Annotated in this window: 12 protein-coding genes; 8 read left to right on the forward strand and 4 right to left on the reverse strand. The window is 68.4% G+C overall.

The genetic code is table 11. From position 1 onward, the window contains the following. Positions 1-209: 209 nt before the first annotated feature. Positions 210-1,064: a hypothetical protein gene (locus ACWF0M_RS32155; protein ID WP_452239496.1), complete on the reverse strand. Its 855-nt coding sequence runs from the start codon at positions 1,062-1,064 to the stop codon at positions 210-212. 74 nt (positions 1,065-1,138) lie between these two features. Between ACWF0M_RS32155 and ACWF0M_RS32160 the strand changes: the two genes are divergently transcribed. Both ACWF0M_RS32160 and ACWF0M_RS32165 read left to right on the forward strand, forming a co-directional pair. Beyond that, positions 1,139-2,332, forward strand: coding sequence for a homogentisate 1,2-dioxygenase domain-containing protein (locus ACWF0M_RS32160; RefSeq protein ID WP_452239497.1), 1,194 nt, complete (start codon positions 1,139-1,141; stop codon positions 2,330-2,332). 67 nt (positions 2,333-2,399) lie between these two features. Further along, positions 2,400-3,083, forward strand: a complete 684-nt coding sequence (locus ACWF0M_RS32165) for a hypothetical protein (protein WP_452239498.1) — start codon at positions 2,400-2,402, stop codon at positions 3,081-3,083. Here the strand turns inward: ACWF0M_RS32165 and ACWF0M_RS32170 are convergent. Beyond that, positions 3,080-3,871, reverse strand: a complete 792-nt coding sequence (locus ACWF0M_RS32170) for a polysaccharide deacetylase family protein (protein ID WP_452239499.1) — start codon at positions 3,869-3,871, stop codon at positions 3,080-3,082. The genes ACWF0M_RS32165 and ACWF0M_RS32170 overlap by 4 nt on opposite strands. Positions 3,872-3,986: 115 nt before the next feature. On the opposite strand from ACWF0M_RS32170, the gene ACWF0M_RS32175 reads away from it, so the two are divergent. From ACWF0M_RS32175 to ACWF0M_RS32195, 5 genes are all read left to right on the forward strand, one after another. Further along, positions 3,987-5,828, forward strand: coding sequence for a bifunctional metallophosphatase/5'-nucleotidase (locus ACWF0M_RS32175; RefSeq protein ID WP_452239500.1), 1,842 nt, complete (start codon positions 3,987-3,989; stop codon positions 5,826-5,828). Between the two features lie 85 nt (positions 5,829-5,913). Continuing rightward, positions 5,914-6,603 (forward strand): FadR/GntR family transcriptional regulator, encoded by a 690-nt coding sequence (locus ACWF0M_RS32180; RefSeq protein ID WP_452239501.1) that lies wholly within the window; start codon positions 5,914-5,916, stop codon positions 6,601-6,603. Positions 6,604-6,662: 59 nt separating this feature from the next. Beyond that, positions 6,663-7,391, forward strand: coding sequence for a creatininase family protein (locus ACWF0M_RS32185; RefSeq protein WP_452239502.1), 729 nt, complete (start codon positions 6,663-6,665; stop codon positions 7,389-7,391). A 93-nt stretch (positions 7,392-7,484) separates the two neighbouring features. Then, positions 7,485-8,435 (forward strand): alpha/beta hydrolase family esterase, encoded by a 951-nt coding sequence (locus ACWF0M_RS32190; protein ID WP_452239503.1) that lies wholly within the window; start codon positions 7,485-7,487, stop codon positions 8,433-8,435. Continuing rightward, positions 8,432-9,964, forward strand: coding sequence for an AbgT family transporter (locus ACWF0M_RS32195; RefSeq protein ID WP_452239504.1), 1,533 nt, complete (start codon positions 8,432-8,434; stop codon positions 9,962-9,964). Before ACWF0M_RS32190 ends, ACWF0M_RS32195 begins: the two co-directional genes overlap by 4 nt. Before the next feature lie 72 nt (positions 9,965-10,036). Here the strand turns inward: ACWF0M_RS32195 and ACWF0M_RS32200 are convergent, their stop codons facing one another. Both ACWF0M_RS32200 and ACWF0M_RS32205 read right to left on the reverse strand, forming a co-directional pair. Further along, on the reverse strand, positions 10,037-10,615 hold the full coding sequence (locus ACWF0M_RS32200) for an isochorismatase family protein (protein ID WP_452239505.1): 579 nt from the start codon (positions 10,613-10,615) through the stop codon (positions 10,037-10,039). A 66-nt stretch (positions 10,616-10,681) separates the two neighbouring features. Continuing rightward, on the reverse strand, positions 10,682-11,461 hold the full coding sequence (locus tag ACWF0M_RS32205) for an SDR family NAD(P)-dependent oxidoreductase (RefSeq protein WP_452239506.1): 780 nt from the start codon (positions 11,459-11,461) through the stop codon (positions 10,682-10,684). A gap of 200 nt (positions 11,462-11,661) precedes the next feature. Between ACWF0M_RS32205 and ACWF0M_RS32210 the strand changes: the two genes are divergently transcribed. Then, complete coding sequence (locus ACWF0M_RS32210) at positions 11,662-13,212, forward strand: fibronectin type III domain-containing protein (RefSeq protein ID WP_452239507.1); 1,551 nt, start codon at positions 11,662-11,664, stop codon at positions 13,210-13,212. Positions 13,213-13,310 lie beyond the last annotated feature (98 nt).

A 13,310-nucleotide genomic window follows, 5' to 3' on the forward strand; every position in this document is an offset into this window, starting at 1 on the left:
CCCCTACGACCCCGCCAACCACCGCGCCGCAACCATCCTCAACCAACACACAACCGCTCAATCTGCGGCGTGAGGTTGACACAGGGAGTGTCATGGGGCCTCCCGGCCTGGACTGAGGAGCGGAGGGAGCGAAGCGACCGGAACGACGAGGGAAGACCGGGAGTAACAGCCCCATGACCCGCCGAGCGGCAGCGAGGCAATATGCACTGTCATCGGGCCTCCATCAAGTTCAAGGCGATCAGGTCCGCGCGCGGCTCGTCGATGCTGCACGAGCCGAACGACGTGAACCACCGGCGCGTGCTCGCCGCCTGATCGTCCGACAGCTCGCGCGCCCGCGTCGCCAGTACCTCGCCGTCGCGCTGGTCCAGGAGCTCGACCAGTTCGTCGTGTGTGGCGCCGTCGAGCGAGGCCCGGGTCGCGAGCAGGACGTTGAGGAACCCGTGGTGCTCGAAGCCGGTGTCTTCAGCGGTATGCCGGACCGCGTTGTGCAGGCCGGCCGTGCACTTGAAGGGCACTTCGCGGTCGAGGCAGGCCGTGATGAAGGACGCCACCTGGGCGGCCGACGGGAAGAGTGCGGCGTCGAGGCCGCCGGTGCGGAGCTTGGCGGCGTACCCGGCGTCGGCGACCACGTCGAGCGCGCGTTCCCACGCTCCGTCCAGGCCGAGTTCGACGTACGCCGTCTCCTCGTCGAAGCAGTCGTCGCAGGCGCGGACCACGCGCAGCGCGTTCCGGGACAGGTCGTCCTCGTCGCGCAGCCGGACCTCGACCGCGGTCACCTCGACGTCCTTCGACCGGTCGGACCAGCGGATCACGGGCTCGATCCCGCCGGCGCCGCCGGAGATCACCACCGAGACCCGGAGCGGTGCGGTCCCGGTGCGGGCCGCTTCGGCGGCGACCTTCATCAGGTCGTCGTCGGTGCACACGAACGTGCCGACCAGGTCGGCGTACGGCGACCGGCGGTGGACGTGATGGGCCGCGACGGCCTCGGGCAGCGGCAGATCGCCCGGCGGGAACATCGAGGCGTCGTCGACCAGGTGCCGGTACAGCGCAGGGACGGTTGACATGGGTCGAAGCCTAACGGATGCTTTCGGTAAGCGGACGCAGGCGTTCGGATAGCGTACATGCAGGAGTGGCGGAGATGGCGTTCTACCGGCAGGTCGGTGAGGTTCCACCGAAGCGGCACACGCAGTTCCGGAAACCGGACGGCGGGCTGTACTACGAGGAGCTGATGGGGGAGGAGGGGTTCTCATCGGACTCGTCGCTGCTGTACCACGCCGGCGTACCGTCCGCGATCGTCGATTCCCAGGTGTGGGACCTGCCGGATCTCGCCACCGTCCCGAACCACCCGCTCACGCCGCGGCACCTGAAGCTGCACGATCTGTTCACCGACACGTCCAAGAGCAACGCGGTGGAGGACCGGCGGCTCGTGCTCGGCAACGGTGACGTCCGGATCTCGTACGTCGTGGCCGAGCAGCCCTCGCCGTACTACCGGAACGCGATCGGCGACGAGTGCGTGTACGTCGAGAAGGGTTCGGCGACCGTGGAAACCGTTTTCGGCGTACTGAACGCGGTCCAGGGCGACTACGTGATCATCCCGCGCGCGACCACGCACCGCTGGCTGCCCGGGCCGGACGGCGTGCACGCGTACGCGATCGAGGGCAACTCGCACATCGCGCCGCCGAAGCGCTACCTGTCCCGGTTCGGGCAGTTCCTCGAGCACTCGCCGTACTGCGAACGCGACCTGCACCCCACCACCGAGCCGCTCGTGGTCGAGGGGACCGATGTCGAGGTGCTGGTCAAGCACCGCGGGAACGGTGTAGGCGGGATCGTCGGGAGCCGGATGACGTACGCGACGCACCCGTTCGACGTGGTCGGGTGGGACGGCTGCCTGTACCCGTACACGTTCAACGTCAGCGACTTCGAGCCGATCACCGGGCGGGTGCACCAGCCGCCGCCCGTGCACCAGGTGTTCGAGGGGTACAACTTCGTGGTCTGCAACTTCGTGCCGCGGAAGGTCGACTACCACCCGCTGTCGGTGCCTGTGCCGTACTACCACTCGAACGTCGACTCCGACGAGGTGATGTTCTACTGCGGCGGCGACTACGAGGCGCGGAAGGGCTCCGGGATCGGACTCGGATCGATCTCGCTGCACCCCGGCGGGTACGCGCACGGGCCGCAGCCGTCGGCGATCGAGGCCTCGCTGGGCGCGGAGCGGTTCGAGGAACTGGCGGTGATGGTCGACACCTTCCGCCCGCTCGAACTCGGCGAGGGCGGCCAGGCGGTCGACGACGGCGTCTACGCCTGGACCTGGGCCGGCCGCCGCAAGACCTGACCCGTTACGTCCGAAGAAGTGTGGGCTAGAGACCGCACTTCTTCGGACGTTGTGGGATTCTTTCCCAGTGAGTGACGACGGGGACGCAACTTCACAGGTCGTAGAGGTCGAGCCGGAGGTGCAGGTGCCGCCATCGGAGCCGGGGCAGCCGTTCGTGGTCGGGATCGACCGCGACACTGTGCTGCGCCGGCGCGAGGTGGTGCGAACCGTGGAGCGGCGCGGTGCCTGGGTGACGCTGGTTCTCGGCGTGATCGGGATCGTTGCCGCGATCTACGCGCTGGTCGCGTTCCGCGGCTCCGGGATGTGGCCGTTCGCGCTGTTGTTGATCGTGGCAATGATCCCGCTGGTGCTCAGCACGGTCCTGGTGTACCGCGTGCAGGCCGATCGGGTGGAGTGGTACGACGCCAACGAGTTGCCGCCCGTGGCGATGCGGATCTCCGCCAAGGGACTCGAGCTGGCCTGCGACGGCGCGGCGTTCCCCGTGGTGCTGCCGTGGGCGTCCGTCCGCGGCTTCACGCAGCACAAGCTGCTCGGCCAGTACATGCTCGACCTGGCCCTGGTCCGCGGCGTCGGCGCGACAACGGCCGGTGTCCGCGGTCTCGACCAGCCGTCGGTCCGCAGCGTCGTGAAGCCGAACCCGCTGCTGCGCCCGACCGGCATGTTCCTGGTGAAATCCCTCGACCAGCCGGTGCACGTCATCGACGAGGCCATGAAGCACTTCTCCGACGGCACCGCGGGTGTCCTGCGCTAGCAGGGCAGTGAGCGGTACGTGTAGCCGAGCTTGGTGAGTCTGGTCAGGGCTCGGTCGAGGGCCGCGACGGTCTGGGAGCGGTTGCCGCCGCCGTCGTGCATCAGGATGATCGCGCCGGGACGGGCACCGGTCATGATCGCGTGCTCGACGCTGGCGGCGCCGGGCTTCTCCCAGTCCTTCGTGTCCACGTCCCACAGCACCTGCCGCTGGTGGTACGCCGCCGCGATCGCCTGGATCTTCGCGTTCGTGGCCCCGGTCGGCGGGCGCAGGCACTTCGACTTCACGCCCGTCGCGATCTCATGCCGCACCTTCGCGTCCGGCAGCAGGGTCAGCGTCTTGTGGTCCCACGTGTGGTTGCCGACGGTGTGGCCGGCGGCGCGTTCGGCGGCGATCAGTTCCGGGTACTGCGCCACCTGGATCCCGAGCACGAAGAACGTCGCCTGCGCTTTGTGCTTGCGCAGTACCTGCAGAACCTTCGGGGTCCATTCGTGCTGCGGACCGTCGTCGAAGGTCAGGTACAGCACCTTCCCGTGCGCCGCGAGATTCCAGTCGTCGGCGGGCGGCTTGGCAACGGGGGGCTGTGTGGGTTGCGTAGGTTGTTTGGTCGACGACGGTACGCCGCGCTTGGACGTCACCGGCGTACCGATCAGCCCGTGGCCGGACGTCGGGGACACGGGCGAGGCAGCGGACGTGACCGAGTGGTCGGGGGGCGTGGCGGCTTGGGCGAGGACGGCACCGCAAAGAAGGGCGGCGACCAACGGCAGAAGTTTGCCGGGCGGCTTGGTCATGGGTGGCATCTTCTCGTGAGTCTGGGGGCATGCGTGAGTGGGGGTGGGGGTGTGTCGGTCGTAGGGTGTGCCTTCGGGCCGGAGATCCCGGCGTACAGACCTGTGAGGCGGGCCGATGACGGACAGCGGTGAGCGGACCACGATGACACGACGTACGGTGATCGGCGGTGCGGCGGCGCTGGCCGCGGCCGGGTTCCAGGCGGTTCCGGCGTACGCCGGTAGCGGGCCGGGCAAGACCGTCCGGCTGACCGTGATGGGCACCACCGACCTGCACGGCAACGTGTTCAACTGGGACTACTTCAAGAACGCCGAGTACGACGACAGCGCGCACAACGACATCGGCCTGGCCAAGATCTCCACGCTGGTCAGCGCGGTCCGGGACCGGATCGCCGCGGACCGGTACGCGCCGCGCCCGCTGCTGCTGGACGCCGGCGACACCATCCAGGGCACGCCGCTGTCCTACTACTTCGCCAAGATCGAGCCCATCACCGGCGGTCACATCCACCCGATGGCGGCCGCGATGAACCGGATCGGATACGACGCCGCCGCGCTCGGCAACCACGAGTTCAACTACGGCCTCGACATCCTCCGCAAGTTCCAGCGGCAGCTGCGGTTCCCGCTGCTCGGCGCGAACGCCCAGGACTGGACCACGGGCCTCCCGGTGTTCCCGCCGTACACGCTGAAGCGGGTGCAGGTGCCGGGCGAGAAGCCGGTCACCGTCGGCATCCTCGGCCTGACCAACCCGGGCATCGCGATCTGGGACAAGGCGAACGTCGAGAACAAGCTGAAGTTCGGCGGCATCGTCGAGCTCGCGAAGATCTGGGCGCCGCGGGTCCGCAAGGCCGGCGCCGACGTCGTGATCGCCTCCGTGCACTCGGGGATGAACCTGTCCTCGTCGTACGGCGACGCGCTGCCGTACCCGGAGAACACGTCGGTGCTGATGGCCGAGACCGTCCCGGGCATCGACGCCGTCCTGGTCGGCCACGCCCACCTGGAGATCCCCGAGCGGCTCGTCACGAACAAGACCAGCGGCGAGCAGGTGGTGCTCAGCGGGCCGCTGAAATGGGGCATGCGGCTGTCGCTGTTCGACCTCGACCTGCAGAAGGTCCACGGGCAGTGGAAGGTCGTCGGCCGGCACAGCCAGGTGCTGAACGCGAACACCGTCGACGCCGACCCGGACGTCGTCGCGCTGCTGCAGAAGGACCACGACAAGGTCGTCCAGTACGTGAACTCGAAGATCGGCACCTGCACCGCGGCGATGTCCGCGGCGACCGCGCCGTGGGAGGACACCGCCGCGCTCGACTTCGTGAACTTCGTCCAGGCCGACGCGGTGTCGAAGGCCCTCGCCGGTACGCCGCAGGCGTCGCTGCCGGTACTGGCGATCGCGGCCCCGTTCAACCGGGCGGCCGCGATCCCGGCCGGCGATGTCTCGATCCGCGACGTCGCCGGGCTCTACGTCTTCGACAACACGCTGCTCGGGGTGACGATGACGGGCGCGCAGATCAAGGAGTACCTGGAGTTCTCCGCGCGGTATTTCAAGCAGGTGACCGGCACCGGGCCGTTCCCGTCCGCTGACGTCACCAACGCACCGACGCCGACCGCGCCGAACGGTACGCCGGACTACAACTACGACATCCTCGGCGGCCTGTCGAAGCCTCTGACCTACAAGATCGACATCGCCAAGGCGGCCGGCTCCCGGATCACCGACCTCGCGTACGACGGCACGCCGGTCGCGGCCGATCAGCAGTTCGTTGTCGCGGTCAACAACTACCGCCAGTCCGGCGGCGGCAACTTCCCGCACGTCAAGACCGCCCCGGTCGTCTACAACCGCCAGGTCGAGATCCGCCAGCTGATGATCGACTACGTCACCACCACCGGCACCGTCGACCCCAACACCTTCCACACCGGCGACTGGTCCCTGGTCTCCAACGGCACCCCCATCACCGTCACCCCCTGACCCCGCTCGGCGTCTGCGAGTGGCCTGAGCAGAACTACTCGTTCGAGGTCTTGACCCGGGTGTGGCTAAGTGATTTAGTCACTTTGTGACTTACTCAGCTTCTGAGGCGTTGCCCAGCTTGTCGGACCGGTTGACCGAGTCGATTCTCGGGATCATCCGGGACGGCGGGCTGCGGCCGGGGGACGCGATTCCGTCGGCGCGGGAGTTGGCGAAGCGGTTCGCGATCACCACGCCGACGGTGCGGGAGGCGCTGCGAAAGCTCGAGGCGACCGGGGCGGTCGAGTTCCGGCACGGGTCCGGGACGTACGTCGGTCCGACGATCAACAACGTCGTGCTGGCGAATCCGCATCGGCCGCCGATCACGAAGGACTCGGTGTTGCAGCTGATCGGTGCGCGCCTGGTGATCGAGCCGGCGGTCGCGGCGCAGTCGGCCCTGGCGCGCCGGGACGAGAACCTGGAGCGCCTGGAGGCCGCGGTCACCAACGCGCTCGTCCCGCCGGGTGGTCCGGCGTTCGCGCTGAACTTCCACGTCGAGCTCGCGGCCGCGTCCGGGAACCCTTTGCTGCAAGAGGTTCTGGCGTCGCTGCTGAAGGTTCGGGTCCGCGAGCAGCAGCAGATCCGCGCGCTGTACGACAACCGCGGACGCGATCACGAGGAGCACCAGGCGATCGTCGAGGCCGTCCGCGCGCAGGACGCCGTACAGGCCGAGCGACTGACCCGCGAGCACCTCGACAACATCCGCCGCGCCGTCGAGTCAGCGCCGGAGTTCTCATGACCGCCTTTCCGGAAACAAATCGTCACCAGGCGCCAGAAAAGTTCCGGAAACTGGCCGCGATGACGACCGACGACGCGCTCGAAGCCGTGCGTACGGCGCCGCTCGTGATCATCCCGGTCGGCGCGCAGGAACAGCACGGCGGCGGGATGGCGATGTCCACCGACACCGTCCGCGCCGTCGGCGTCGCCGAACGCGTCGCGGAACGGCTGGCCGGCCGCGCGGTGATCGCCCCGGCCGTCCCGTACGGCGTCTCACCGCACCACATGGCCTTCGCCGGCACGATGACGTTGTCGCCGGCAACGTTCATGCATGTTCTCCGGGATCTGGTGGCCAGCCTGCACGAACATGGCTGGCAGCAGTTCCTGGTGATCACCGGGCACGGAGGGAACAACGCCGCCCTGTCCGTGCTCGCGCAGGAGTACGTTCGCAGCGACGTGACCTTCACGTGGACGCCGGTCACGTCTGTCGTGTCGGATCTGATTGCTGATGTCAGTCCAGTCCACGGTCACGCCGGCGAGGCGGAGACCGCGCAGATGCTGTACCTCGCGCCGAACCTCGTCCAGGCCGACCGCCTGGAACCCGGCGCGACCACGCTCGACGACCTGACCACCACGGCCCGGCTCTCCCGGCAGTCGCGCGGTCCGCGGCTGTCCGTCGGGTTCGACGCGTACCACAAGCGTGGCGTGCTGGGTGATCCCCGCCGCGCCACCGCCGAGGACGGCCGGCTCCTCGTGGAGACCGCCGCCGACCGTATCGCCGCCTTCGCCGACGAGTTGCTCTCGGCCTGACGCTGTCCCCCCAAAACACTGGACCTTTGCTCAGGGAGGTCCAGGCGCGAGCCTGCCCGCCTGCAGGCCGCATGCCCCCGAGGAGGCCCCCTGATGAACCTCGCACGGCCCAAGATCCCACGCAGTACCGCCCGCCGGGTCGGTGCACTGTTAGGAGCGGCGGCTCTGGTGACCGCCGCCACCACGTTGCCCACGGCAACTGCAGTCCGCGCCCACAGTGCCGGCTGCGGCAAGCAGGCCGCAGCGAGTGGCGACTACACCGTCAGCAGCGGCGGCCTCGCCCGCACCTATCGCCTGCACGTACCGGACAACTACCAGAGCTCCAAGGCGCAGCGACTCATCCTCGTGTACCACGGCCGCGGCAAGACCGGCGCCCAGACCGAGGCGTTCTCCGACCTGTCGAAACTCGACGCGATCGTTGCCTACCCCAACGGTGTGATCGGCGACGAGAACAAGCAGGCCTGGCAGGGCGCGCCGTACTCCGCGAAGGGTGTCGACGACGTGCAGTTCACCGAGGACCTGCTCGACGAGCTGGAGGCGTCGTACTGCGTCGACACGGACGCCGTCTACGCGACCGGCAAGTCCAACGGCGCCGGCTTCACCGGGATCCTCGCTTGCCGGCTCGCCGACCGGATCGCGGCGATCGCCCCGGTCTCCGGCGCGTTCTACATCGAGGGCACGCACTGCGCGCCGAGCCGCCCGGTCCCGGTGCTCGACATCCACGGCACGGGCGATACCACGATCCCGTACGGCGGTGACGGTCAGCGCGACCTGCCCGACGTACAGACGTGGGTCCGGGACTGGACCGTCCGCGACCACTGCAACCCGGACCCGAAGACGAGCCGGATCGGTGACGACGTACTGAAGTTCACCTACAAAGGCTGCAAGGCCGACGTCGTCCACGTCGCGGTCACCGACGGCGGGCACAGCTGGCCGGGATCGGACGCGACATCCGGCCCGGGTTACGTGACCCAGACGTTCGAAGCGCACGAACTGATCGGCACGTTTTTCAAAGAGCACAGTTTCAAGGCGCACACATTATGAGTACGGCGACCGACACGAGGGATCTGCCGCGCCTGGTCAGGGCGATGGCGGTCATCGAGCGGATCGGGAACGCGCTGCCGCACCCGTTCTGGCTGTTCTGGATCCTGTCCGCTCTCCTGGCCGTGGTCAGTGCAATTCTGTCCTCGCTGGACGTTTCGGTGCTCTCGCCGAAGGACGGCAAGGAGGTCGCCGTCCAGAACCTGTTGTCCGGCGACGGCCTGCAGATGGCGGTGTCGACGGCAGTCTCGAACTTCGCCGAGTTCCCGCCGATGGCCACGATCGTGGTCGTGATCATGGGCGTCGCGCTGGCCGAGCGGACCAGGTTCCTGCAGGCGCTGATGCGGGTGAGCGTGTCGCGGGTACCGCAGTCGATGGTGGTGTTCGCGGTCGCGTTCGCCGGCACGATGGCCCACGTCGCGTCCGCTGCGGCGTACATCATCCTGGTGCCGCTCGGCGGGCTCGCGTTCCGCGCGGTCGGCCGGTCCCCGATCCTCGGCATCGTGGTCGCGTACACCGCGATCGCCTCCGGGTACGACGCCAGCCCGATCCCGACCCCGAACGACGCGATCTTCGCCGGCATCACCACGGCCGCCGCTCGCACAGTGGATCCGGATGCTCATGTCTCGGTGTTGTCGAACTGGTTCTTCAACATCGCGTCCTCGATCCTGCTGGCGCTGGTGATCACCCTCGTGACACGGCTGATACTCAGCAAGCGGACCGACCTCGACGCCGACCCGGACGCACCCGGCGACGAAGCGGATCAACTCGCCGTGTCTGTTGCCGAACGCAAAGGTCTGCGCCGGGCCGGGATCGTCTTCCTCGTCGCGGCCCTCGCGATCGTCGCAGTCCTGTTGCCGCACGGTTCGCCGTTGCGCGGCAAGGACGGCAGCATCGTCGACTCGCCGTTCCTCGACGGCATCGCGATGGTGGTCGCGGTCCTCTTCGGCCTCGTCGGCATCACGTACGGCGTGACAGTTCGCGCGATCGAGCGCGCCGCCGACGTACCGAAGCTGATGGCCGAAGGCATCAAGCAAATGGCACCGGTGCTGGTGCTGTTCTTCGCGATCGCCCAGTTCCTCGCATACTTCGACTGGAGCAACATCGGCGACCTGGTGTCGGCGGAGTCGGCCCGGGTACTCGGCGACCTCGGGGCGCCGAAGGTGGTGATCTTCCTCGGCATCCTCGCACTGCTGACGGTGATCAACGTCCTGGTGACAAGCGGCTCCGCGATGTGGTCCCTGACCGCACCGATCCTGGTCCCGATGATGCTCCTTCTGAACGTCCCCGCCGAGACCACCCAGGCCCTCTTCCGAATCGCCGACTCCGGGTCCACGGCAATCACCCCGATGAGCCCGTACTTCGTCATGGCCCTCGGCTTCCTCCAGCGCTACCGCAAAAACGCCGGCGTCGGCACCCTAGCGTCGTACACAGTCCCACTAGCAGTCTCCATGACCATCGCCTGGACCCTACTGTTCCTAGCCTGGTGGGCCCTAGGCATCCCCCTCGGCCCAGGAGCCCCAGTCAGATAGGACAGCCCCAAGCGGTGCTACGCACGGCTCCTCCGTCGCCGGCCGCTGTGTAGCGGTGACGTTTGTGGTTGCTTAGGTGAGGGTTATACCGGCGGTGCGGAGGTCGGTCAGGGCTTGGGTGGTGGTGGGCTCGGCCACGCCGGCGGTGAGGGTGGTCAGGACTGTGGTGGCGAAGCCTGCTTGGTGGGCGTCCAGGGCGGTGGCGCGGACGCAGTAGTCGGTGGCGAGGCCGCAGACGTCGACGTCGGTGACGCCTTTGTCGCGGAGCCAGTCGGCGAGGGTGTGGCCGCCTTCGTGGGACTTGCCTTCGAAGCCGGAGTAGGCGGCTGCGTACTCGCCCTTGTCGAAGATCGCGTCGAAGGGCTGCGGGTCGAGGTTCGGGTGGAAGCTGACGCCGTCGGTGCCGGCGACGCAGTGCCGCGGCCAGGAGTTCACGAAGTCGGGTTCCTTGGAGAAGTGGTCACCCGGGTCGATGTGGTGGTCCCGGGTGGCCACGACGTACGCGTACTGCCGGTCGTCCGGCTCGGCCTCGTGCCATTTGTGCAGCAGTTCGCCGATCCGGAACGCGACGTCGGCGCCACCGGCGACGGCCAGGCTCCCGCCCTCGCAGAAGTCGTTCTGCACATCAACCACGATCAGTGCCCGGGCCATCGCGACGCTCCTTTTCCGGAGTATTCCTGAGCCCACCGTACAAGCGTCGGCGCCGTCAACGCTGCATTACGCGGGCATCAGGTCTCCGCCGGTCACGTGCAGCAACTGGCCCTGGATCGCCTTGGTGCGGGGCGAGGTGAGGAACAGGATCGCGTCGGCGAGCTCGGACGCGTCGGGGAGGTGCCGGGCGGTGAATCCGGCCGCGATCCGGTCCAGCGCGGGGCGGGGGATGACGCGGTGCGCGCCGTTCTCCAGCGTGATGCCGGGCAGTACGACGTTCACGAGTACGCCGTCTGCGCCGAGATCGTGCTGCAGGCTCGCCGCGAGGCCGTGCAGTCCTGCCTTCGCCGCGCCGTACGCCCAGGAACCGCGCATGCCACGCTCGGCGAGGTCCGTTGAGATCAGCACCAGCCGCCCGTGTTCGGAAGCGCGGAGTGCCGGCGCGACCTGCTGGACGAGGTGGTAGTTCCCCTCGAGGTTGGCGCGGATGATCTGAGTCCACCACTCGACCCGGGAGTCCTCGATCCGCTCCGGCCGGTCGTCGTACCCGAGCGTTCCCCAGCTGACCGCGTTCGCGACCACGGCGTCCAGCCCGCCCCAGTGCTCTACCGTCGACGCGACGGCGCTCGCGATCGTCTCCGGCGCGCCGAGGTCCAGTTGGACGACGTACGCCGTACCGCCCGCCTCCTCGATCTCCTCCGCGACTGCCTCGGCCGCGTCCTTCTGCGAGTTGTAGGTGATCGCGACCCGCGCCCCTTCCCGCCCGTACGCGATCGCGGTCGCCCGCCCGATCCCCGACGAACCGCCCGTCACCAGCACCGCAGCATCCTTCAAACCCAGGTCCATGACCCGTCCTCCCGCATATATTGTTAGTCGGCTAAGAAGAAAATTTAGCCGACTAACAAATTGAAATCAAGTGTCGCGGGTCGCCAGCGATGACCCCGCGCACGGGGATGTTTGTGCTGACAGTTATCGTTCGACTGCGTATTGTCATCGAGTCATGGGGTCGGCATCTTCCGCCGGAGCAGGCCCTTGGGGGTTTGCTCATGAAGAAGGCCGTTCTGGCTGCTGTCACCGCTGCGGCCGTGGGGGTCGCGGCACTGGTTCCTTCAGGTCCTGCGGTGCAGGCGGCAACAGAGGCTGGTACGGCGGCACAGTCGGCGCCGCCCGGGTTCGGGTCGGCGTTGTCGTCGGTGCAGCAGTCCTCGTGGCAGACGAACGCGAGCGTGAACGCGCTCGCCGTCGCGGGGAACCTGGTGTTCGCGGGCGGCCTGTTCACGCGGGTCCGGCCGCCGGGGAAGGCCCGCGGGGTCGGGGATGCGGCGCGGAAGTACTTCGCGGTGTTCGACCGGACCACCGGCGTACCGACGCGGTTCGCGCCGCAGGTCAACGGGCCGGTGTGGAGTGTCGCGACGTCCCCCGACGGCCGGCGGGTGGTGATCGGCGGCGACTTCACCGTCGTCGACGGGGTGCCGCGGTCGCGGGTGGCGATGTTCGATGTTGCCACCGGCAAGCTTGTGCCCGGCTGGGACCCGATGGTGAACTACCGGGTCGCGGCGCTGAAGGTCACCGGCAGCAAGGTCTATCTGGGCGGCTCGTTCGGATCCGTGGACAAGGTCGCCCGCAGCCGGGTCGCCGCGGTCAGCCTGAACACCGGCGCGCTGCTGTCGTGGAGTCCGAATGCGAACGACGACGTCCACGCGATCGAGCTGTCGACCGACGGTACGCGCGCCTTCGTCGGCGGCGGCTTCACCCGGATCGGCGGCCGCGACGTACATGCGCTCGCGATGCTGAACGCCAACACGGGCGCCGCGCTCCCGATGCCCGCTGCGGCCGCGATCCCGCCGCTGACCGACGAGTGCGACAGCCGGGTCAAGGACATCGAGGTCCAAGGAAACAAGGTCTTCGCGTCCAACGCCGGTACGCATAGCATCGGTTGCTACGACGGGGTGCTCGCGGCGGACGCCACGACCGGCAAGCTGCTCTGGCAGAGCAGGTGCCGGGGTGCGACCGAGGCGATCAAGGCGATCGGGAACTGGCTCTACAAGGGTTCGCACGCGCACGACTGCAGCGCCGACGGTGCCTTCCCGGACAAGACCGGGATGCACCACTTCCTCGTCTACAGCGCGATCACCGGGAAGCTCGGTCCGTGGTTCCCGAACGCGACCGCCGGCGGCACGACCCTCGTCGGTCCCCTCGCGTTCGCGTCCGGCGGCAACGACCTCTGGGCGGGTGGTGACTTCACCAAGGTCAACGGCGTACCGCAGGAAGGGTTGACCCGGTTCACGAACACGCCGGGTGGTGCGGCCCCCGCGCGGCCCGCTGCGCCCAAGGTCGCCAGCGCGCGGGTGAACAAGGTGACGATCGCCTTCCCGACCGTGCTCGACCGCGACAACCTCACGCTGACCTACCTGCTGTACCGCGGCAGCACGCGGATCGGCAGCTGGTCGCGTACGTCGAACTCCTGGACGAAGCCGACCGTCACCTCGGTCACCGACTCCGGCCTGACCAGCGGGCACAGGTTGTCGTACCACCTAGAGGTCAGCGACGGCCGCAACGTCCAGAAGAGCCCAACGGCCTCAGTCCGCGTCCGCTAGCGCCGGGACAGCGCCGTTTCAAGGTGCAGTGAACAGGAACTGGTGTCGGGGCGCCTGGAATAACCTGTTCACCGGCCCCGCCACGCGGGTCCACCACC

This window comes from Kribbella sp. NPDC055110, assembly GCF_053607525.1.